The sequence below is a fragment of the Undibacterium sp. Di24W genome, assembly GCF_049340325.1.
In the GTDB taxonomy this organism is placed as follows: Bacteria; Pseudomonadota; Gammaproteobacteria; order Burkholderiales; family Burkholderiaceae_D; genus Undibacterium.
In genome coordinates this window covers 449,438-469,886 of sequence record NZ_JBMPOP010000004.1, presented here as the reverse complement: position 1 = coordinate 469,886, position 20,449 = coordinate 449,438, and the positions used below count along the sequence as shown (strand labels likewise).

The 20,449-nt window shown below is 45.0% G+C and carries 19 protein-coding genes and 5 tRNA genes; 17 read left to right on the top strand and 7 right to left on the bottom strand.

Features of this window, described 5'->3' with window-relative positions:
- Positions 1 to 55: 55 nt before the first annotated feature.
- Complete coding sequence (locus tag ACO0KZ_RS11285; protein WP_422995244.1) at positions 56 to 1,126, bottom strand: NAD(P)/FAD-dependent oxidoreductase; 1,071 nt, start codon at positions 1,124 to 1,126, stop codon at positions 56 to 58.
- Positions 1,127 to 1,206: 80 nt separating this feature from the next.
- Positions 1,207 to 1,530 carry a ferredoxin FdxA gene (gene fdxA, locus ACO0KZ_RS11280; RefSeq protein ID WP_422995243.1) on the bottom strand — a complete coding sequence of 108 codons (324 nt, stop codon included), beginning with the start codon at positions 1,528 to 1,530 and terminating at the stop codon, positions 1,207 to 1,209.
- Positions 1,531 to 1,793: 263 nt separating this feature from the next.
- Between fdxA and ACO0KZ_RS11275 the strand changes: the two genes are divergently transcribed.
- Positions 1,794 to 2,777: a 2-hydroxyacid dehydrogenase gene (locus tag ACO0KZ_RS11275; protein WP_422995242.1), complete on the top strand. Its 984-nt coding sequence runs from the start codon at positions 1,794 to 1,796 to the stop codon at positions 2,775 to 2,777.
- A gap of 87 nt (positions 2,778 to 2,864) precedes the next feature.
- Here ACO0KZ_RS11275 and ACO0KZ_RS11270 read toward each other — a convergent pair whose 3' ends face one another.
- Positions 2,865 to 3,119 (bottom strand): acyl-CoA-binding protein, encoded by a 255-nt coding sequence (locus tag ACO0KZ_RS11270; RefSeq protein ID WP_422995241.1) that lies wholly within the window; start codon positions 3,117 to 3,119, stop codon positions 2,865 to 2,867.
- 236 nt (positions 3,120 to 3,355) lie between these two features.
- A complete protein-coding gene (locus ACO0KZ_RS11265) occupies positions 3,356 to 4,057 on the bottom strand; it encodes a UPF0149 family protein (RefSeq protein ID WP_422995240.1) in 702 nt (233 codons plus the stop codon).
- A gap of 137 nt (positions 4,058 to 4,194) precedes the next feature.
- Here ACO0KZ_RS11265 and ACO0KZ_RS11260 point away from each other — a divergent pair, with 137 nt between their 5' ends.
- From ACO0KZ_RS11260 to ACO0KZ_RS11225, 8 genes are all read left to right on the top strand, one after another.
- Entirely contained in the window at positions 4,195 to 5,256 is a 1,062-nt protein-coding gene (locus ACO0KZ_RS11260; RefSeq protein WP_422995239.1) for a serine/threonine protein kinase, read from the top strand.
- A gap of 93 nt (positions 5,257 to 5,349) precedes the next feature.
- The gene (gene rpiA / locus ACO0KZ_RS11255) at positions 5,350 to 6,021 is read left to right on the top strand and encodes a ribose-5-phosphate isomerase RpiA (protein WP_422995238.1); all 672 of its coding nucleotides are present in this window, start codon (positions 5,350 to 5,352) and stop codon (positions 6,019 to 6,021) included.
- A 51-nt stretch (positions 6,022 to 6,072) separates the two neighbouring features.
- Complete coding sequence (locus ACO0KZ_RS11250) at positions 6,073 to 6,624, top strand: DUF1415 domain-containing protein (protein ID WP_422995237.1); 552 nt, start codon at positions 6,073 to 6,075, stop codon at positions 6,622 to 6,624.
- A 592-nt stretch (positions 6,625 to 7,216) separates the two neighbouring features.
- Entirely contained in the window at positions 7,217 to 8,467 is a 1,251-nt protein-coding gene (locus tag ACO0KZ_RS11245) for an aspartate kinase (RefSeq protein WP_422995236.1), read from the top strand.
- Between the two features lie 113 nt (positions 8,468 to 8,580).
- Positions 8,581 to 8,672: transfer RNA gene (locus ACO0KZ_RS11240), tRNA-Ser, on the top strand.
- 176 nt (positions 8,673 to 8,848) lie between these two features.
- Positions 8,849 to 10,726 carry a potassium transporter Kup gene (locus ACO0KZ_RS11235; RefSeq protein ID WP_422995235.1) on the top strand — a complete coding sequence of 626 codons (1,878 nt, stop codon included), beginning with the start codon at positions 8,849 to 8,851 and terminating at the stop codon, positions 10,724 to 10,726.
- Positions 10,727 to 10,810: 84 nt separating this feature from the next.
- Positions 10,811 to 10,887, top strand: a tRNA-Arg gene (locus ACO0KZ_RS11230).
- Positions 10,888 to 11,068: 181 nt separating this feature from the next.
- Positions 11,069 to 11,145 (top strand) — tRNA-Arg (locus tag ACO0KZ_RS11225).
- A gap of 112 nt (positions 11,146 to 11,257) precedes the next feature.
- On the opposite strand, the gene ACO0KZ_RS11220 is transcribed toward ACO0KZ_RS11225, so the two are convergent.
- Positions 11,258 to 11,695, bottom strand: a complete 438-nt coding sequence (locus ACO0KZ_RS11220) for a thioredoxin family protein (protein WP_422995234.1) — start codon at positions 11,693 to 11,695, stop codon at positions 11,258 to 11,260.
- A 105-nt stretch (positions 11,696 to 11,800) separates the two neighbouring features.
- On the opposite strand from ACO0KZ_RS11220, the gene tsaB reads away from it, so the two are divergent.
- Genes tsaB through ACO0KZ_RS11200 form a run of 4 tightly spaced genes read left to right on the top strand, consistent with a single transcriptional unit; the run spans position 11,801 to position 14,741 of the window.
- A complete protein-coding gene (gene tsaB, locus ACO0KZ_RS11215) occupies positions 11,801 to 12,490 on the top strand; it encodes a tRNA (adenosine(37)-N6)-threonylcarbamoyltransferase complex dimerization subunit type 1 TsaB (RefSeq protein ID WP_422995233.1) in 690 nt (229 codons plus the stop codon).
- 2 nt (positions 12,491 to 12,492) lie between these two features.
- Positions 12,493 to 12,996: a ribosomal protein S18-alanine N-acetyltransferase gene (rimI, locus tag ACO0KZ_RS11210; RefSeq protein WP_422995232.1), complete on the top strand. Its 504-nt coding sequence runs from the start codon at positions 12,493 to 12,495 to the stop codon at positions 12,994 to 12,996.
- 12 nt (positions 12,997 to 13,008) lie between these two features.
- Positions 13,009 to 13,773 carry a uracil-DNA glycosylase family protein gene (locus tag ACO0KZ_RS11205; protein ID WP_422995231.1) on the top strand — a complete coding sequence of 255 codons (765 nt, stop codon included), beginning with the start codon at positions 13,009 to 13,011 and terminating at the stop codon, positions 13,771 to 13,773.
- A gap of 23 nt (positions 13,774 to 13,796) precedes the next feature.
- Positions 13,797 to 14,741, top strand: a complete 945-nt coding sequence (locus ACO0KZ_RS11200) for a DUF1853 family protein (RefSeq protein WP_422995230.1) — start codon at positions 13,797 to 13,799, stop codon at positions 14,739 to 14,741.
- A 98-nt stretch (positions 14,742 to 14,839) separates the two neighbouring features.
- On the opposite strand, the gene lplT is transcribed toward ACO0KZ_RS11200, so the two are convergent.
- Complete coding sequence (gene lplT / locus ACO0KZ_RS11195) at positions 14,840 to 16,105, bottom strand: lysophospholipid transporter LplT (RefSeq protein WP_422995229.1); 1,266 nt, start codon at positions 16,103 to 16,105, stop codon at positions 14,840 to 14,842.
- A 188-nt stretch (positions 16,106 to 16,293) separates the two neighbouring features.
- Here lplT and radA point away from each other — a divergent pair, with 188 nt between their 5' ends.
- Positions 16,294 to 17,679 carry a DNA repair protein RadA gene (radA, locus tag ACO0KZ_RS11190; RefSeq protein WP_422995228.1) on the top strand — a complete coding sequence of 462 codons (1,386 nt, stop codon included), beginning with the start codon at positions 16,294 to 16,296 and terminating at the stop codon, positions 17,677 to 17,679.
- A gap of 138 nt (positions 17,680 to 17,817) precedes the next feature.
- Here radA and nadB read toward each other — a convergent pair whose 3' ends face one another.
- Positions 17,818 to 19,437 carry an L-aspartate oxidase gene (nadB, locus tag ACO0KZ_RS11185; protein WP_422995308.1) on the bottom strand — a complete coding sequence of 540 codons (1,620 nt, stop codon included), beginning with the start codon at positions 19,435 to 19,437 and terminating at the stop codon, positions 17,818 to 17,820.
- 458 nt (positions 19,438 to 19,895) lie between these two features.
- On the opposite strand from nadB, the gene ACO0KZ_RS11180 reads away from it, so the two are divergent.
- The 3 genes from ACO0KZ_RS11180 (at position 19,896) to ACO0KZ_RS11170 (ending at position 20,391) form a co-directional block, all read left to right on the top strand.
- A complete protein-coding gene (locus ACO0KZ_RS11180) occupies positions 19,896 to 20,168 on the top strand; it encodes an HU family DNA-binding protein (protein ID WP_314861281.1) in 273 nt (90 codons plus the stop codon).
- Between the two features lie 47 nt (positions 20,169 to 20,215).
- A tRNA-Val gene (locus ACO0KZ_RS11175) sits at positions 20,216 to 20,291 on the top strand.
- Between the two features lie 23 nt (positions 20,292 to 20,314).
- Positions 20,315 to 20,391, top strand: a tRNA-Asp gene (locus ACO0KZ_RS11170).
- Positions 20,392 to 20,449: the final 58 nt, after the last annotated feature.

The window sequence follows — 20,449 nt, the reverse complement described above, 5'->3', positions numbered from 1 at the left end:
TTTATTGTGAGTTTGGATTTTTAGCTCAGATCTTCAGCCAAGTTCAAGCCTTGGTTTAATCGAACACTGGCGATTCAACACCAAGAATCTTGTGCAGTTTTGGTGATGTCGTGGTGTACTGCATGTGGATTTTCTTTTCAGGGAAAATATACGGTGCAGCGCCGAACGCAGCTAATGCCGCTTCATGGAAGCCAGACAAAATCAATTTTTTCTTACCTGGATAAGTATTGATATCGCCAACGGCGAAAATGCCAGGCACATTGGTTTCAAACTTTTCAGTGTCCATGACTTTCAACTGTTTGCGTTCGATTTCCAAGCCCCAATCAGCAATAGGACCAAGTTTTGGCGATAAACCAAAGAATACCAACAAATCATCAAGCGGCAAGCGGCGTGTTACTCCATCCGCACCTGTGACTTTGATCTCTGACAATTTGTCGTCTTTGGTTTCTATGCCCGTGACTTGACCGATAATCAATTGCATCTCGTAGTTGTCACACATCTCCTTCATCTTGGCGACAGAGGCAGGTGCTGCACGGAAGTCGTCGCGACGGTGCAGTACGATTACGGATTCCGCTTTGCCAGCTAATGCCAAAGCCCAATCTAAAGCAGAATCACCGCCACCGCAGATCACCAGATTACGGCCTTCAAAACGGCTAGGGTCTTTGACACGATAGAAGACTTGCGAGCCCTCGAATGCTTCAATACCTTCCACTTTTAAAGTGCGTGGCTGGAAAGAACCGACGCCAGCTGCAATAAAAATAGTCTTGGTGATGAACTTAGTACCCAGAGAAGTTTCCAGATCAAAGCGACCATCGGCACGACGTTGAACCAAAGTAACTTCTTGATTTAAGTGGAAAGTTGGTTCAAACGGCTCAATTTGCTTGAGCAAATTGTCGGTTAATTCTTGACCCGTGCAGACAGGCACCGCTGGAATGTCATAAATAGGCTTGTCTGGATACAATTCCACGCACTGACCACCAACGACAGGCAGAGAATCAATTACGTGTGCTTTGATTTCAAGTAAGCCAAGTTCAAAAACTTGGAACAGACCAACTGGACCCGCGCCAATTATGACTGCATCGGCTTCAATCACGCCTGGCGCTGCTGAATTTTGTTTGTTGTCCATACGACTTTATATTCTTTAGTAAATTGTGCAAATCGGTTTGCTAAAACGGTAGTGCTGGTCAAGCGAAAAACCAGAAAAGATTAACGCTCGAGATATTGCAACTTGTCTTTCACATCTTTCCACTCATCAGCATCCGCTAAAGGCGTGGTTGTCTTCGTGATTGACGGCCAGCTACGGATCAAGTCAGCATTGATTTTGATGAATTGCATTTGATCTTGCGGCACGTCTTCTTCGGCATAAATTGCGTTGACTGGACATTCAGCAACGCAGACTGCGCAATCGATACACTCATCCGGATCAATCACAAGGAAATTAGGGCCTGCACGGAAGCAGTCCACTGGGCAAACATCAACGCAGTCAGTATAGCGGCAGCGGATGCAGGATTCGGTCACAACGTGGGTCATAACAGGCCTATCAATAAAAAAATCGGGGGTGAAGCGCTACTAGAAATTTCGATGTAGCTGCAAAGCCTTGTATTTTAAGGCAAAACGTCTCAACTCACAATTGTAGCTTAGATAAAATTAGCATAAGTAAATGTAGTTTCTGGCATTCCGTCTCGCTCTGAGAGGTATGTGCTACTTTTAATTGGCTACTAACAGTGAGAGCTGTCGACTACCGTATAATCGATTTACCCTTCTGAGTCTCGTTTTTTTTACTGTTAAAACCTATGAAGCCTGTTAAGCCCAAACTATTGATTGCCCGCGCCATGTTCCCAGATGCGCTGGCTCGCTTGAATGAGTATTTTGAGCTTGAGCAAAATCAAGAAGATCGCATTTTTTCGCAGGATGAACTCGCAGAGCGCTTGCAAGGTAAATTTGGCATGATTTGTACTTCCAGTGCCAAAATCAATCGAGACTTACTGTCCAAGCTGCCTGAATTGAAAATTATTTCAACCATAGCGGTCGGTTATGATAATTTTGATTTACAAGCATGTACGGAGCATCAAGTGATGGCCACCAATGCCCCGGATGTTTTGAATGAAACAACAGCAGATTTTGCTTGGGCATTAATGATGGCGACCGCACGCCGTGTCACCGAAGCAGAGCATTTTCTGCGTGCTGGTGAATGGAAAAAGTGGGGAGTAGATTCATTCGTTGGTGTGGAAATTCATGGTTCCCGTTTGGGAATTTTAGGGATGGGGCGTATCGGTCAAGCGATCGCACGTCGTGCGGCTGGGTTTGGTATGGAAGTGATTTACCATAATCGACGCCGGCTCAATGCCGAACAGGAATTAGCGGCACATCATGCTCGCTATGTCGATAAAGAGACGTTGTTGCGAGAGTCTGATCACTTGATTTTGGTATTGCCGTATTCGCCCGAATCGCACCATACGATTGGCGTTGCAGAGCTTGCAAAAATGAAGCCAGGCGCGACTTTGATTAATATTGCGCGAGGTGGGATTGTGGACGATGCGGCCTTAATTCACGCTTTGCGATATGGGAAAATTGCAGGTGCAGGGCTAGATGTATTTGAAAATGAACCGCGTTTTCATCCAGATTTTTTGGATTTGAAGAATGTTGTGTTGACTCCACATATCGCCAGCGCATCAGAGCGTACTCGTAGGGCAATGGTGAATCGTGCGATGATCAATGTGATCGCGGCGGTGCGCGGCGAGGTGCCGCCAGATTTATTGAATAGGGATGTACTCTGACTACAAAATCTGCGCTCCAAAAAGAAACAGGTGCTAACATTTCTGTTTCGCACCTGCTTCAGATTAAATTGACGAATCTTTAAAGGATTAGTCTTTTAATGATTCGATCAAGTCTATGTATTCCTGCATTGCAGCCTCTTTTGACGTGCCTTTTAATTCGGCCCAAGCGTCGAATTTTGCGCGCGCAACAAAATCGGTCATGCCTGGGCGATCTCCACTGGCATCACCTGTGCTGGCTTGTTTAAACAATGCATAGATCTTCAGCAAAGTCATATTGTCAGGGCGTTCCGGTAAATTTTTGGAATCAGCCTGAGCTTGATTAAATTGGTCGACGAGGCTCATAAAATCTCCTGATGCGGGAAGGTGATAGGAATAGTAGAAAGCTTTGGAAGCAGTTTTCACTTCGTTGAATAGTGTTTTGCTTCTGTATTCTAGCTTAACAGTATTATCACGGCCGTCCTATAGAAGATTTCCTCAAACAGAAATATGTATTAGTGTGCTGCAAAAATAGCTTTTCAGAAAAAAACGCCAGAGAATGCTGGCGTTTTGGTGAAGCGGGCAGGCCAATTTTTTGGGCTTTAGTGTATGGTCGGTTCTGCGCCGCAACACATTTTGTACTTCTTACCGCTACCGCAAGGGCAGGGATCATTTCTGCCAACTTTCGGCGTCTCGCGTTTTACTGTGGTGATGCCAGATTTGCGAAGTGGAGCCCAAAAGCGCCGGATCTCTCCTATTGATGCTTCTAACTTTAAGGCGAGTTGATGGCATTTCTCGGGTGTGTCCACCAACTTCGTTTCTTCCTCTTCGATCTCTTCTGCGCCCAACAGATAAATTGGTTCTAGTAGAGGCGCTACGGTTGGTGATTCCCAAGCAGCTTCCCAGGCTTCTTCGCGTAATTGCATACCTTCCCAAAAGCCCCAGGCCCAGGTTTCTCCGTCAATTAATTCTTTGCCGTTTACTTCCATCACGCAAAATAAAGGTTCGAATTCTTGTGGTGCAACTTCGAAGGTGATTTGTATCTCGTTCATAAAACGGGCGATCAAATTCGTAATCCGCTGCATTTCTTTGGGATTCTTAAATTTTGGTTCGCCTTCGTCAGGCAGACCCCACACCAATGGCAGCCATTCGGTCATGGCAATCACTTCAGGGCCGAGAGCAATCGCTGTCAAGTAGCCGTGCAGGGCGTCCATGGTCATGCCGTCATCGCCGACGGCGTCTGACATTAAAAACTTGTCGAGTTCGTTAAACTCTTTGTCGCTGAGGGGTTCATCCAGATGCATGATTCTTGCTCGTCTAAAGGTGGTTTTCAGATGTAATCGCTGCGTATTTTGTACGCCGATCTTGATCGCGATCTCAATAACAGAAGTGTAGCGCTTTGTTTCTGGTTCGTGGTGAGAAAGCACGTACAATGAGGGCTATGAGCTCAAATATCCTAAATCCTGACAATAATTTGCTAGAAAATGAAGGCGGCGTTGTTGATCGCGAGTCAAATCCTGTTGATTTTTCAAACTTGAGCCCCGATTGTGTCTTTGATGCTATGCATGCGCAGGGTTTTCATTGTGATGGGCGATTACTGGCTTTAAATAGCTATGAAAATCGGGTTTATCAATTGGGCATGGATGAAGCGCCACCATTGGTGGTGAAATTCTATCGACCTCTGCGCTGGAGTGATGCGCAGATCAGCGAGGAGCATCAATTTGTGACGCAACTGGAAGTTGCTGAAATTCCCGTCGTGCCAGCTATTCCCGATATGCATGGCAATAGTTTACGTGAGTTTTCGGGATTTCGATTTGCAGTATTTGCACGTCAAGGTGGACGGGCTCCTGAATTAGACCGCGCAGGTACTTTAGAATGGATAGGGCGTTTTTTAGGCCGAATTCATGCCGTGGGCGCAAGGGAAGTTTATCAACATCGCCCCAGCATAAATCAGCAAACCTATGGTCATGCTTCATTGAATTATTTATTGCGGCATGATTTTATTCCAATTGACATCGTGCATGCTTACGAGGCAACTGCACGGATGATGTTGACGGCTATTGAAAACGCGTATCAACAAGCTGGCGATGTGCAAAGTTTGCGCTTGCATGGCGATTGCCACATGGGAAATGTATTGTGGACTGAAGCAGGCGCGCATCCTGGACCACATTTTGTTGACTTTGACGATAGTCGTACGGGGCCGGCGGTGCAGGATTTATGGATGCTGTTGTCTGGCTCGCGCCAAGAGATGCAAGAGCAGCTATGCGATGTTTTGGTGGGTTATGAAGATTTTTTTAGCTTTAATCCTGCTGAGTTGCACTTGATTGAAGCCCTGCGCAGCCTACGTTTGCTACATTATTCGGCATGGTTGGCGCAGCGTTGGACCGATCCTGCTTTTAAACAAGCTTTCCCTTGGTTTAATACGCAGCGCTATTGGCAGGATCGCATTTTGGAAATGCGTGAGCAAATCGCGTTGATGGATGAAGCGCCATTGCGGGTCTGAGAATTTTCCGCATTTGGTTTATTCGCAGCTTATTTCCACGCTCCCATCGTTTACAATGGTGTTATTCTGATTATTTTTCTTTATGTGAAAATCATGACACAAGATGAATTAAAACTCGCAGTTGCGCAAGCTGCGATTGCTTACGTAGTTGAAGGTGAGATTGTTGGCGTTGGCACAGGTTCTACTGCTAATTTCTTTATCGATGAGCTAGCGAAAATCAAACACAAAATCAAAGGCGCGGTCGCTTCCTCAGAGGCAACCGCAAGCCGCTTGCGTGGTCATGGTATTGCTGTATTTGATTTGAATGAGGTTAGTTCTATGCCCGTCTACATTGATGGTGCGGATGAGGTTACGGCAAGTGGCGCTATGATTAAGGGCGGCGGTGCTGCTTTGACTCGTGAAAAAATAGTTGCCTCAGTAGCGAAATCATTTGTCTGCATTGCGGACGGTTCTAAATTGGTTAATTTGCTTGGTAAATTTCCTTTGCCTGTAGAAGTCATTCCTATGGCGCGTGAGTCTGTGATTCGTTCGTTAAATGCAATTGGCGGTGAGGCTCGTTTGCGCATGAAAGATGGCGCAGCTTTGGTGACCGATAATGGCAATATCATTGTGGATGTTCATGGCTTGCAAATCGCTGATCCCATCGCGTTAGAAAGGGAAATTAACAATATTGTCGGCGTCGTCACTGTAGGACTATTTGCAGAGCAAGGCGCGACTGTTTGTTTGTTAGGTACAGCAGACGGTGTTAAGACTTTGCAGTTTTAATATCGGTAGCCAGGGTAGTGGTAATTTCGATGTAATTTAGGGGTAGCTAAGATGGATGATTTACAAATCAAGGATGACGAAGTCATCGCACAAACCAAATTGTGGCTGGAAAAAGCCGTCATAGGCTTAAATCTTTGTCCGTTTGCCAAAGGTGTGCATATCAAAGATCAGATTCGCTATTTCGTGAGCCATGCGACAACCCCGGAAGCCTTGATCAAAGACTTAATGGCCGAATTAGAAGTGCTGGCAGAGGCAAATTCGGACAATATCGACACCACGCTGTTGATTCATCCTTTCGTGATGCAAGACTTTCTCGACTATAACGATTTCTTGGAGGTGGCTGATGCGACTTTGGAAGAGTTAGATCTAGACGGAATTCTGCAAGTGGCGAGCTTTCATCCGCAATATCAATTTGAAGATGCAGAGCCTGATGACATAGATAACTATACCAATCGCTCACCATTTCCAACGCTACACTTGTTACGGGAGGATAGTATTGATAAAGCAGTTGAAGTCTTCCCTGAAGCTGAGCAAATTTACGAAAAAAATATGCAAACTTTGCGTGCTTTAGGGCACGATGCCTGGAAGAAACTTTTTATTTGAGTAGCCAGTGAGAGTGGGGGGGGCAGGATAGGTGTATTCTGGTTCTTCCATTCCCCTTTGACGATTTTCGATTTAGACGTATTTTGTTGTGTCATTGGATAAGTTGTTTCGCTGCAGAACGAAGAGCAGCATCAAGCCTCGTCTTGAGGGTGGGCAGAATAGAGATTCTTTGCTTATAACGATATTTGTTTTGGTTATTTGTGAATTTCTTTTTTTCGAGTAAATGTGCGATGGATTGAGGTTCAAGTGTGAGTAAATGTTGTGTCTGTATTTAATTTACTTAATATTTTTTTGTTATTGTATTGATGTAACTCCTCGCTATTGTCACACTATTGTCATTAAAATGTGCTGGTGTTCCGTTTTTGATGCGCAATGGCATTATTTGCTCGTGTTCTTAGGCTTTCTTTTTCCTTACAAAACCCTTGCCAGTTTTAATCGGTTTTTCTAAGAATTTTCCTAGGTTTTACTTTTCATGACTTGCAATCGCTTAAATAACAGGCGCATGTGCCTTGTTATTTTGCAGAGCAGCATGTAAAGTCATGCGTTCTTTTTCTTGCTTTACTCCCTTTTTCGTCACTCTTTTTGAAATGTTATGGCTTTAATTGTCCACAAATACGGCGGTACGTCGATGGGGTCTACGGATCGCATCAAAAACGTCGCTAAGCGCGTCGCCAAATGGCATGATGCAGGTTATCAAATCGTAGTTGTACCGTCGGCTATGTCAGGCGAAACGAATCGAATTATTGGTTTGGCTAAAGAAATTATGGCTGATCCTGATCCGCGTGAACTTGATATGATCGCCTCCACCGGTGAGCAAGTGTCGGTTGGCCTGCTTGCGATCGCATTGCAAGCGTTGGGTAAAAAATCCGTTTCTTATGCTGGTTGGCAAGTGCCCATTAAGACTGATTCTTCCCACACAAAGGCACGTATAACATCGATCGATGACGCAAAAGTGAATGCCGATTTGGCTGAAGGTAAGATCGTTATTATTACTGGCTTTCAAGGTGTAGACGAGTTAGGCAATATCACGACCTTGGGTCGCGGCGGTTCAGATACTTCTGCGGTAGCCATTGCAGCAGCTTTGAAGGCGCAAGAGTGTTTGATCTATACCGACGTTGACGGTGTGTATACAACCGATCCACGCGTGGTTTCCGATGCGCGCAAATTGAATACTGTCACTTTCGAAGAAATGTTGGAAATGGCATCGCTGGGTTCAAAAGTTTTGCAGATACGCTCTGTTGAATTTGCAGGTAATTACCGCATGCCTACCCGTGTGTTGTCATCACTGACTGACCCATTAATGCCTTTAGCCGAAGAGATTATTTCCGGCACACTGATTTCGTTTGAGGAAGATACAAATATGGAACAAGCCACTATTACTGGCATCGCATTTAATCGCGATGAAGCAAAACTTACTGTGTTTGGTGTGCCAGACAAGCCAGGTATTGCTTACCAAATTCTTGGTCCTATCGCCGATGCTAATATTGAAGTTGATATGATTATTCAAAATCAATCGGTTGAGGGTAAAACTGACTTCACGTTCACTGTGCCACGCGGTGACTACAACAAAGCGATGGATGTGTTAAATGCGAGCGTTAAAGAACATATCGGCGCGGGCAATATAATTGGTGACTCGAAGGTGTCGAAAGTATCGGTAGTCGGCGTTGGTATGCGTAGTCACGTGGGTATCGCGTCTCAAATGTTCCGTACTTTGTCGGATGAAGGGATTAACATTCAAATGATTTCTACCTCAGAAATTAAAATTTCTGTTTTGATTGATGAGAAGTATATGGAATTAGCGGTACGTTCTTTGCATAAAGCTTTTGGTTTGGAAGCAGCTTAATTAGTATTTTCATGTGAGATTTTCATGGTGGGTAGTTGACCAAAGATGAACTACCCGCTATGATCACGGTCTCGCTTGTAATGCCTTGCGTAAGCATAGCGTTGTGAGAGTGTGGAGACGTGGCCGAGTGGCCGAAGGCACTTCCCTGCTAAGGAAGCATCTGGGGTAACCTGGATCGTGAGTTCGAATCTCACCGTCTCCGCCAAAGAATTGGTGCCCGCTTAATGAGAGTTAAGCGGGCATTTTTCTTTTTGGATTATAGAAATCGACTTTCATAAAATGTATTTATGGCGTAGGCTGTCTTTTTTTAAGTGAAATGTTCTTGAATTTCGTTTGACCTTCGTCTATTGTGCATTGCACCAATAAAAACAAGGAATGTAATTGGCTCACGATCACACTAAGAGCAGTTTGTCTGCTTTGACGCTGGCAGCAATCGGTATCGTCTACGGCGATATTGGTACTAGCCCACTTTATACCATGCAAGAAGTTTTCGATCACAAGCATGGTCTCGCTCTGAATCCAGAAAATATTCTTGGTATTGTCTCCCTGATTCTTTGGGGATTAATTTTTATCGTTTCTTTGAAATATGTGACTTTGGTCTTGCGCGCAAACAATCGCGGTGAGGGCGGAATCATGGCGCTGGCTGCGTTAACCTTGGAATCGGTGGGTAAGAATTCCAAACTGTATTTTCCTTTGGTGATATTGGGTGTGATTGGAGCCTCGTTGTTTTATGGTGATGGTGTTGTGACGCCAGCGATGACTGTGTTGTCGGCGATTGAGGGAATTAAAGTTGCAACGCCGGCGCTTAAGCCATTTGTTGTACCGATTACTTTGATTATTTTGATTGCTTTATATGCGGTGCAGTCGAAGGGGACGGCAACAATTGGTAAATTTTTCGGTCCAGTAATGGTGCTTTGGTTTGCTGTGCTGGCTGCGATGGGGCTTTACAATATTTTGCGTGTGCCTGCTATCTTGGAGGCGTTTAATCCTATTCATGCTCTTGAATTTTTGTATTTTCATCGTTGGGCAGCATTCATAGCATTGGGCGCCGTCGTGCTCGCTTTCACTGGTTCGGAGGCCTTGTATGCGGACATGGGACATTTTGGTCCGAAGCCTATTAGAGCCGCTTGGTTCATCGTTGTTTTTCCCGCTCTTGGCTTAAATTACTTAGGTCAAGGGGCATTATTGATGATTGAACCTTCTGCGGTTTCGAATCCCTTCTTTAATCAGCTTGGGGATTGGAGTATTTATCCTTTGGTGGTGCTTTCTACGATGGCTGCAGTGATCGCTTCGCAGGCGACTATATCCGGTGCCTTTTCCATGACCAAGCAGGCGATCTCTCTTGGTTTTTTGCCGCGCATGAAAATTATTCACACCTCATCAAGAGAAATTGGGCAGATTTATATTCCTGTTGTGAACTGGTTGCAGTTGGCGGCAGTTGTAGGGGCTGTGATTGGGTTTGGATCTGCATCTAATTTGGCATCAGCTTATGGTATTGCAAATACGGGCACCATGTTGGTTACGTCGATTTTGACCTTTTTCGTGATTCGTTTTGGTTGGAAATACAATCTCGCATTGTGTATTGCCTCTACCTCTTTCTTCTTCTTAATTGATATTTCTCTGTTCTCTTCAAATGCCTTGAAATTCTTTAGTGGTGGCTGGTTCCCGATCGCACTTGGTTTTGGTATTTGCGTGGTCATGTTGACTTGGCGCAGAGGTCGTTCTTTGGTGTTCGATAATCTGAAGAAGCATGCTATCCCTTTGGAAGAGTTTCTTGAGTCTCTATTTGTGTCACCGCCAGTTCGTGTAGCTGGCACTGCCGTTTTTCTGCGCGGCGAGGCAGATGGTGTGCCACATGCTTTATTGCATAATCTTTCGCATAATAAAATATTGCATGAGCGTGTTATTTTTATCACCTTGCACAATCGTGAAATTCCTTGGGTGCCGTTTTCAGAGCGAATCAAAGTGACGGATTTGCGAAATAATTGTTTTCAAATTGACGTGTTTTACGGCTTCAAAAATGAGCCGGATATACCAAATGCTTTGGAGTTGTGCGCGCCCTTTGGTTTGACTTTCGAGCCTCTTGAAACCTCATATTTTATCTCGCGTCAGACGATTATTTCTAGTCCTGGCAGCGGTATGGCAACTTGGCGGGAAGGCTTGTTTGTAGCCATGTCGCGCAATGCGCGTGATGCAGCAGATTATTACCAAATCCCAAGTAATCGGGTGATTGAAGTTGGGGCACAAGTTGAAATATAAGTGTTATGCCAGAGCTTACTCGGTAAGGAAACTTTGCAATAGGGCTTATCAATTGAAAATAGCTGTGCTATAATTGCGTTTTTCGCGGCTGTAGCTCAGCTGGATAGAGTACTTGGCTACGAACCAAGGGGTCGTGGGTTCGATTCCTGCCAGCCGCACCAGATTTAAGGGACTAGATGCAAATCTAGTCCCTTTTTTCGTTATGAAGCAAGTTTTTCCGTCAGTATTATTGCTGCGCCTAGTTTAAAAATAAGACCTTGCGTAGTAAATCCGTGATTCTTGGTTTTATCCTCATTTCAAGGCTTCATATTTGCCGCGCACTCTGCTATACTCTTGTTCTTCGCGGCTGTAGCTCAGCTGGATAGAGTACTTGGCTACGAACCAAGGGGTCGTGGGTTCGATTCCTGCCAGCCGCACCAGATTTAAGGGACTAGATGCAAATCTAGTCCCTTTTTTCATGCTTGCTATTTGAAAATCACGATTCGTGAATTGAATTCGAGACTAGCGTGCACCATGCAGATTGGCGGTCTATTATTTGGTTTGGTAATCTAGGATTAATTGCCGTAAGCTCCAATCGGCTGCGACTTGATGTTCACTAGCTTGTATCGAGGGATTAATTTTCTCTAAGCCTGATTTGCTAAGTTGTTGTTCTAAGGCTTGTAGCAAACGGTTTACCAAATTTGAATCTGGAAGCATGGTGCCGAGGAATAAAATTTTTTCCTCATATTGAATCAAAATGGTCGGAAAATTTTCAATGTCTAAATCTTCTGCCAAGCTGGCATGGTCTTCGATATCTAACCATACAAAACACTTGTCAGCGTGTTGATGGCGTAGTTGATCAAAGCCTGAACGATAGGTTTGGCAGGTGTCGCACCAGGCGGCGCATAAACAGGCTACAAGCCAAGATTTAGTGGCGAGTTCATCTTGAATCGCGTGAAAATCGTCGCTTGCTGAAATGTGTGAGGTCATATCCTATTTTAACCCATGATGCGCGTACAAAAAAAGCTCAACAAGTAAAAATGCATTAAGCGACATACGCTAGGGAAAGCAAGCAGGACAAGGTAAAATAAGCACATGACTATCATCCTCTTAGCAATTGAAACTTCAACTGAATTGGCCTCGGTGGCACTGAGTGCCGGTGAGCGCATTATTAGCCGCGATTTATCTGGCGTGCAAACACATTCACAGGGCTTACTACCAGCGGTTCAAGAATTATTTGTGGAAGCGGGAGTGCGACTGAATCAAGTGAATGCGCTTGCCTTTGGTTGTGGTCCTGGTGCATTTACTGGCACACGTACCGCATGCGGTGTGGTGCAGGGCTTGGCATTTGGCTTGGACATCCCGGTGATACCTGTCGTGAGTCTGGCAATTATGGCTGAGACAGTTCACATGAAATTGGGATCGGCTGAGATATTGTGTTTGCTTGATGCGCGAATGGACGAGGTTTATTGGGCGCATTACAGTCGACAAGATGGACAATGGCACGAACTTGTCGCTCCTTGCTTAAGCAAATTCGAAGTAGCGCTTGATTATGCCGTATCTAAGAAATTGCAAGTGGTACTTGGAAAAGGATTGGACTTGCCAGAGTCTTACGCGTATCTAGAGTGTGCAAAAGCAGAGCCTCATGCAACTTTTGCGCTTGAAATTGCGCGGCGTGCATTTGAATTAGGTCTGCATTTTGACGCGGCACATGCTCAACCTTTGTATCTACGAAACAAGGTGGCACAAACAACTATTGAGCGGCAATTGCAGCGAGGCGTTTAATTATGCAAAGTCCAACTCCGTTGCGATCAGAATCGCACACCTATTATTGCAGCCAGTTAGGTGTAACTGATCTGGATGAGATTTTGGCGATAGAAGAAGCTGTGTATTCCCATCCTTGGACTCGGGGGAATTTTCTAGATTCATTTGCCAATCCCCATGAGGCGATTGGAATTCGTACGCAAAATGGCGCTTTGATCGCTTATTTCTTTTTGATGCCAGTTCTTGAGGAATTGCATTTGCTGACTTTTGCGGTGAGCTCTCGCTATCAAGGTCAGGGATATGCTAGGGTTTTACTTGAGCAAATGATGGCGATGGCAAGTATTAGAAAATATTTGTCGATTATGTTGGAAGTCCGTATCAGCAATCTGCGGGCTCAAGGAATCTACAAACAGTTTGGCTTCGTTGAGATTGGCCGTCGTAAAGCTTATTATCCGGTTGATCAATTCAATCGTGAAGATGCGATTGTGATGCGTATCCAGATACCCGAAATAATTAATCATGGCTAAAGAAAAGACTCTATGACTGAGATGCGTGATTACTATCTAAATAATCTCGGTGTCGGCGAGGTTTGGCGGTTGCGTCAATCGGTAAAGTCAACTGTGGAAGAGCCAATCGATGAATCGGAAGTCATTGTTGCGGCAGTAACAGCACCAATGCAAGCATTGACAGCCACTATCGATGATAAGCATTTTAACCCATGGCATAAAATGCAGGCTGAGCTGCAACAATGCCAGGCTTGTTCGCTGTGCGCAAAGTTTGGCAAGGGGGTGCTCGGAACTGGTGATGCCACGGCGTCCATACTAGTGATCGCAGATTGGTCAATATCGGAAAAATTGGCTCAACTTGACCCAGCTTTGCAGCAGTCGGAAAAGCTCATGCTCAATATGTTAAATGCATTGCTTGCGGATGACGCTCAATCAAAGCAATCTTCGGTAAAGCGAGACATTTATCGGACATCAATATTGAAGGCGCAAATTTCTGATTTGTCTCAAGCCAAACTTAGTGCGATGGCGTCCGATGCTGCGAGACTATGCATGAGTTTTTTGATTAAACAGATCAGCTCAGTGCAGCCACAGATTGTCTTGGTTTTTGGTGAGCAATTAGGCAGAATACTTTTGGGTCGTGAAAATGATGAAGGTGATATGCGCCAAATGCAACACGCTTATCAAAGGATTCCTGTTGTCGTTACTTATGATGCACATTTCTTATTAGAACACCCTGAATCCAAGTATGCTGTTTGGCAGGATCTCTGTAAAGTAAAGCATTTGCTGGCTTGGAGTTAGTCGACATTCAAAAGAGATAATCAATGGATACTTACCAAAATAGTTTTCATCAAGAGTGGTCTCAATTGAGTGATCCTCATGTCAGAGCGTTAGCGTGGCTGTTAACATCGCCAGATTTGTTAGATAAAAGCGCACCTGTCTGGTGGCAACAAATCGGCACGTTAGATATTCCAAATCGAGAAAAACTACGAACTTGGTTATTTGCCTTAAATGCGCACCCAACGCCTTTGCATGAAGCGCTAACGATACATAAATATTTACGCCTCGGGCATTACGCTGAAAAATTATTAGCTTTTTATTTTAGCCATGAAGGCCTTTTGTACTCACATGGTCTACAGGTACACAGCGAAAAATCTGAAACCATAGGCGAATTTGATTATCTATTGTATGCCCAGGGAGGTTTGCTACATATTGAGCTGGCGACAAAATTTTACTTATTTCATCGTTCAATAGATGTAACTCGTCCAATGACGGTTTTTAATTATCTCGGGCCAAACTTGAACGATAATTTGGGTGCCAAGATGCGGAAAATTCTGCAACAACAACTTACGTTATCTCAGCACGAAAGTGCGCGAAAGTTAGTGCAATCTAAAGTTATTGCGGCAAAGGCTTTAATTAAAGGCTGGTTGTTCTATCATAGTACTGATCATAGCTTGATGTCGGTCGCAGGCATTGCGGCGAATCACTGTATGGGTTTTTGGTGGACGGTAGATGAATTTGAGCAGCTAGCCATTCCTTATGCATTGAAATTGGATCGGCTCCAATGGTTGGCGCCTGCTCAAGTTTCATCTGACGAAGTGATGGATAGATCAATGATACTTGAGTCGCTACACAGACACTTTGCCGCAGATAGTACGCCGATAATGGTGGCAATCATGAAAAAAAATAGCAGTCTGATGCAAGAGTTTTGTCGAGGTATGGTGGTGCCAAATGATTGGGTATCACGTGCTACCCAGGTGTTGCCTTGATCTCGTTGTTAATAGATATCATCGACTGAAACCCTGGGTGCAATTCAAAATAAATGGTGAACTATACCCTTGGTCCCTACTTGACGTGTATTTTGAATTTACTCGTGTTTTTGTTCGCCTATTTGCGCGACTGAATCAAATATCTTTTGGTTGGCTTTATGTTTTAGCATGACCATATACATGGTCGATGCCACAAAAAGTCCGAAGATCACGATAATAATACTAGTGTGTAGTGCCAATGACACCATGAAGCTATAAAGCGCCAGTACAACGAGGATCGATAAATTCTCATTGAAATTCTGTACGGCGATTGAGTGTCCCGCACTCATTAATACATGGCCTCGATGTTGCAGCAATGCGTTCATAGGGACAACGAAGAAACCCGCTAATCCACCAATGAAGATTAGAAGAGGGTAGGCTAACCAAACTGATTTAACAAAAATCATCGATGTCACTACTAGGCCCATGACAACTCCGAGCGGCATAACCGAGAGTGACTTCTTCAGAGGGACAATGCGAGCAGCAAAAAGTGCGCCTAATGCAATGCCCAGTGCAAATACACCTTGCAACTCAGTTCCTTTATTCAAAGGCATATTCAAATTAACCTTAGCCCATTCCAACACTAGCAATTGTAAGGTTGCCCCGGCACCCCAAAACAAAGTTGTGACGGAGAGTGAGATTTGACCCAGTTTATCTTTCCAAAGTTTTGCCGAGCAATGTGCAAAATCACGTAGTAAACAAATCGGATTGGATTCTTGTTTGTGATACTTCGCGCCAGTGTCTGGAATATAGCGGTTAAATATAGCGGCAATCATGTAGCACAATGTGATCACACAAAGCGCTGACTCATTGGTGGTGTCTACCCCTAAATCTATAACAGGGAAATCGAATGCCAATAGTTTGGCAGAAATTTGTGGATCTATCAGTTTGCCACCTAGCAGCACACCCAGAATAATTGAACTAATCGTTAAGCCCTCAATCCAGCCGTTCGCTGCCACCAATTTTTCAGGCGGTAATAATTCGGTCAGGATGCCATATTTCGCCGGAGAATAAGCCGCGGCACCGAAACCAACGACACCGTAGGCAATCACAGGATGTACATCAAAAAACATTAGTCCGCAGCCACCAACTTTGATCAAATTGGTGATGAACATAACTTTACCTTTGGGCCGCGAATCAGCAAATGCACCAACAAACGCAGCAAGCACTACATACGACAGCGCGAAGCTCCATTTGAGTAAGGGAGTCATCCAGGCTGGTTCGTGCATAGAAACTAAGAGTGCCATTGCTGCGATGAGCAGCGCATTATCGGCTAGCGAAGAAAAAAACTGCGCTGCCATGATTGTATAAAAACCGCGTTTCATTCGATCCGTGCACCTTTGTCTAGTCACATGCGCGATATGCTTTATCGGGCAGGCAAGCTTTATACCATGAAATATCGCATGAAACATCGAATAATTCTTTGAGATAGTGCAAGCATGCCAAGTAATACTGGGTAAAATATCAGTATTCTTCTTGCTTATCTCAACACTTCATATCGATTGCGTTCCATATGGCTAAACAAAAAACTAATTACACCTGTACAGAATGTGGTGGAGTGCAAAGTAAATGGGCGGGGCAGTGCCCTTCTTGTCAGCAGTGGAATACTTTGGTTGAAACCATCGTGGAGGAAGCTGGAAATCGATTCTCAAATACAAAATACCAAGGCATCGCACAAACTGCACCGATATTGAATCTGGCCGATATCGATGCGCAAGATATTCCACGTTTTGGGACTGGGATTGAGGAGTTTGACCGTGTTTTGGGCGGAGGCCTAGTCCCTGGTGGGGTGGTGTTGATCGGTGGTGATCCAGGAATTGGTAAGTCGACGTTGTTATTGCAGGCTTTATCAAATCTAAACAAAATAAAGAAAGTCTTATACGTAAGCGGTGAAGAGTCGGGAGCGCAGATCGCCTTACGGGCAAAGCGCTTAATGGTTGAGGCTGGCGGCTTGTCATTGCAAGCCGAGATTCAGCTGGAAAAAATTCTGAATACTCTTGCGGAATATAAGCCTCAAGTTGTCGTGATCGATTCTATACAAACCATCTACTCTGACGCACTGACTTCTGCTCCAGGGTCGGTAGCACAAGTACGCGAATGTGCTGCGCAACTGACCCGAGTCGCCAAAATGATGAATATCACTATGATTTTGGTCGGGCATGTGACGAAAGAAGGTGCTTTAGCTGGGCCGCGCGTATTAGAACATATTGTTGATACCGTGTTGTATTTTGAAGGCGATACACACTCTAGTTTTCGTTTGGTGCGAGCGATAAAAAATCGTTTTGGTGCGGTGAATGAGCTAGGCGTATTCGCCATGACAGAGCGTGGCTTGAAAGGCGTGTCTAACCCTTCCGCGCTTTTCCTATCACAACACGATACCCAAGTTGCTGGCTCTTGTGTGATGGTGACGCAAGAAGGGACGCGCCCCTTATTGGTGGAGATCCAAGCACTGGTTGATACTTCGCACGCACCGAACGCCAAACGTTTATCAGTCGGCTTGGAGCAAAATCGTTTGGCAATGTTACTTGCGGTATTGCATAGGCACGCCGGTGTTGCTGCCTTTGATCAAGATGTTTTTATTAATGCGGTAGGAGGTGTAAAAATTACTGAGCCAGCAGCGGATTTGGCTGTGCTGTTGGCGATTAATTCCTCGATGCGAAATAAACCTTTGCCACGCGGGCTTGTTGTCTTTGGTGAGGTCGGGTTAGCGGGAGAGATTCGTCCCGCACCCCGCGGGCAGGAGCGTTTGCGCGAAGCGGCTAAATTGGGCTTTTCGGTTGCGATGATTCCTAAATCGAATGCCCCGAAACAAAAAATCGAAGGATTGCAAATTATCGCGGTTGATCGTATCGATGAAGCTTTAAATAAAATTCGAGACGTTGATGGCTTGGCTGATTAAGAAATGGCAGTTGAAAAATCGTGACTGTATTTGGGACACGAAATAGATTGAGACCCGTTGTCAGATGACCTCAATTTGATACTCAAGTGTGTTTTGGTCGCGACTATTTTGTGCTGACTTCGAAGAAAACCGTCGAATTTATTTTTTTGGTGGCTTTATTTTTTGTTTGGGCGATAGAACGGTAGCTAAGGCTTTTGGCATCGTGTCTGGATAGTCGCGACTGAAATGCAGACCACGGCTTTCACGGCGTGATAAGGCGCTGTTGACGATCAGCGACGCTACTTCAACCAGATTGCGTAGCTCTAATAAATTGTTTGAGATGCGGAAATTGGCGTAGTACTCGTCGATTTCTTCTTTTAGCAATTTAATGCGATGTTTGGCACGTTCCAAGCGTTTCGTAGTGCGTACGATGCCAACATAATTCCACATAAAACGGCGTAATTCATCCCAGTTGTTGGCAATCACGACTTCTTCGTCTGCATCCGAGACGCGGCTCTCATCCCATGCCGGTAGGTCAGGAATCTCTATACGGTTTTGAGCTCCTATATGCTGTGCTGCCGCTTTGCCTACAACTAAACATTCTAATAAAGAATTGCTCGCGAGACGATTGGCACCGTGCAAGCCAGTGTAAGCCGTTTCACCAACCGCATATAAACCTGGAATATCAGTTCTACCTAAAGTGTCTGTGACAACCCCACCGCAGGTGAAGTGAACGGCAGGTACCACGGGAATCGCCTGCTTGGTAATGTCTATGCCTAGCTCTAAACAGCGTGCGTAAATAGTGGGGAAGTGCTCCTTTAAAAATTCTGGTGGTTGGTGACTGATGTCTAACTCTACATAATCGAGTCCGCGTTTTTTCATCTCGAAGTCAATTGCTCTTGCTACTACGTCGCGCGGCGCGAGTTCAGCGCGTTCGTCATGTGCCAGCATAAAACGAGAACCTGCTGCAGAGCCGGCTTCAGGAGGAAGCTTTAATATGCCACCTTCACCACGGACTGCTTCCGTAATTAAAAAGGACTTAGCATAAGGATGATATAAGCACGTGGGATGGAATTGCATGAACTCCATATTAGCAACGCGACACCCAGCACGCCATGCCATGGCGATACCATCGCCAGTCGCAGTGTCCGGATTTGTTGTGTAGAGATAGACTTTGCCCGCACCACCAGTTGCCATTACCGTGTGTTGCGCGCTAACCGTATGCACAGCACCTGACTTCACATCTTGTACATATAAGCCCAAGCAATGAGGTGTGGCTGAGGTGTCGCCGACTTTGCTGGAGGTGATCACGTCAATGGCGTAATGATGTTCAAATAGGCTTATATTGGGGTGACTGCGTACTAATTGTTCTAGCGTGATTTGTACCGCATGGCCGGTAGCATCGGCGGCGTGAATGATGCGACGTTGGCTATGTCCGCCTTCACGAGTCAAGTGAAATCCTAGTTCGGCATGTTGATCTTTGGTGAAGGGGACGCCTTGCTCGATTAACCAGTCGATCGCTGCACGTCCTTGTTCTATGATAGTGCGGGTCGCACTTTCATCGCACAATCCCGCACCAGCAACAATAGTGTCGGCAATATGCTGTTCGTGGCTGTCATGTGAGTCAAGTACCGCGGCGATACCTCCTTGCGCCCAGTTGCTGGCACCGTCTAAAAGAGTTCGTTTAGAGATGATGGCGACTTTATGTGTTTGTGCTAAATGCAGTGCAACCGATAAACCAGCTAAACCACTTCCAACTATAGCTACATCAAATTTCATCATGAGTATCAACCGTCTATGTTTTGCGTTAAAGGGCTCAACTATATGCGATTTTTTGAGCCCCATGTATCTGGAAAACGATTTTGAACTTTGATATGTTCAAATCTGCAGATTCTCGTCAATTTAATTTTTATCTCGATCTCGATATCAATCCTATACGTCAGCAGGTCTTTTGTGTTTGCTCACAGCCGCGATAGAAATCTCCCAATTAGAAGAAATCGAAGCTGTGTTTGTTGGGCGATAAAGACCCACCCATGTAGAAAAAGCGTGCATTCGTTAGACTTTTCAGTATTTTTTTGTGGCTGCGGTTTAAAAAACATTCAAAGCGCTTGACATGAGGCTGATCGCCTTGATCTAATACCGGATGCAAATTTTGCGCTAGACCGTAGAGCTTGCACAGTCTTGGTTTTAAGCCAAAAACATCATCGTAGTGTTAATTTTTTGTGAGGGGACCATAAGTGAATAAAACTGAATTGATCGACCATATTGCTAAATCTGCCGATTTGTCTAAAGCTGCTTCAGGACGTGCATTGGATGCAGTAATTGCTGCGGTTAAAACAACATTGAAAAAGAACGGTACAGTAACGCTAGTTGGTTTTGGTACTTTCTCAGTTGGAAAGCGTGCTGCACGTACTGGCCGCAATCCGCGCACAGGTGAAGCAATCAAGATTAAGTCTGCTAAGGTTCCTAAATTTAAGCCTGGCAAAGCTTTGAAAGATGCGGTAAACTAATGCTCTTCGCGATTTGAGGGATTAAATCGCAATGTTGTTGATGGATGGGGCGCTTAGCTCAGTTGGTAGAGCGGAGCCCTTACAAGGCTTAGGTCGGGAGTTCGAGCCTCTCAGCGCCCACCAAATATCAGCAATAGCAGGAAATTGGAGTGGTAGTTCAGTTGGTTAGAATACCGGCCTGTCACGCCGGGGGTCGCGGGTTCGAGCCCCGTCCGCTCCGCCAACATCTAAAAGGCGAACCTATGTTCGCCTTTTTTTATATTTCTCTTGGTAATTTTTTT

Excerpts from the sequence above, each read along its gene's own strand:
- ACO0KZ_RS11285 (WP_422995244.1), bottom strand. The coding sequence starts at position 1,126 with ATGGACAACAAACAAAATTCAGCAGCGCCAGGCGTGATTGAAGCCGAT.
- fdxA (WP_422995243.1), bottom strand. The coding sequence starts at position 1,530 with ATGACCCACGTTGTGACCGAATCCTGCATCCGCTGCCGCTATACTGAC.
- ACO0KZ_RS11275 (WP_422995242.1), top strand. The coding sequence starts at position 1,794 with ATGAAGCCTGTTAAGCCCAAACTATTGATTGCCCGCGCCATGTTCCCA.
- ACO0KZ_RS11270 (WP_422995241.1), bottom strand. The coding sequence starts at position 3,119 with ATGAGCCTCGTCGACCAATTTAATCAAGCTCAGGCTGATTCCAAAAAT.
- ACO0KZ_RS11265 (WP_422995240.1), bottom strand. The coding sequence starts at position 4,057 with ATGCATCTGGATGAACCCCTCAGCGACAAAGAGTTTAACGAACTCGAC.
- ACO0KZ_RS11260 (WP_422995239.1), top strand. The coding sequence starts at position 4,195 with ATGAGCTCAAATATCCTAAATCCTGACAATAATTTGCTAGAAAATGAA.
- rpiA (WP_422995238.1), top strand. The coding sequence starts at position 5,350 with ATGACACAAGATGAATTAAAACTCGCAGTTGCGCAAGCTGCGATTGCT.
- ACO0KZ_RS11250 (WP_422995237.1), top strand. The coding sequence starts at position 6,073 with ATGGATGATTTACAAATCAAGGATGACGAAGTCATCGCACAAACCAAA.
- ACO0KZ_RS11245 (WP_422995236.1), top strand. The coding sequence starts at position 7,217 with ATGGCTTTAATTGTCCACAAATACGGCGGTACGTCGATGGGGTCTACG.
- ACO0KZ_RS11220 (WP_422995234.1), bottom strand. The coding sequence starts at position 11,695 with ATGACCTCACACATTTCAGCAAGCGACGATTTTCACGCGATTCAAGAT.
- tsaB (WP_422995233.1), top strand. The coding sequence starts at position 11,801 with ATGACTATCATCCTCTTAGCAATTGAAACTTCAACTGAATTGGCCTCG.
- rimI (WP_422995232.1), top strand. The coding sequence starts at position 12,493 with ATGCAAAGTCCAACTCCGTTGCGATCAGAATCGCACACCTATTATTGC.
- ACO0KZ_RS11205 (WP_422995231.1), top strand. The coding sequence starts at position 13,009 with ATGACTGAGATGCGTGATTACTATCTAAATAATCTCGGTGTCGGCGAG.
- ACO0KZ_RS11200 (WP_422995230.1), top strand. The coding sequence starts at position 13,797 with ATGGATACTTACCAAAATAGTTTTCATCAAGAGTGGTCTCAATTGAGT.
- lplT (WP_422995229.1), bottom strand. The coding sequence starts at position 16,105 with ATGAAACGCGGTTTTTATACAATCATGGCAGCGCAGTTTTTTTCTTCG.
- radA (WP_422995228.1), top strand. The coding sequence starts at position 16,294 with ATGGCTAAACAAAAAACTAATTACACCTGTACAGAATGTGGTGGAGTG.
- nadB (WP_422995308.1), bottom strand. The coding sequence starts at position 19,437 with ATGAAATTTGATGTAGCTATAGTTGGAAGTGGTTTAGCTGGTTTATCG.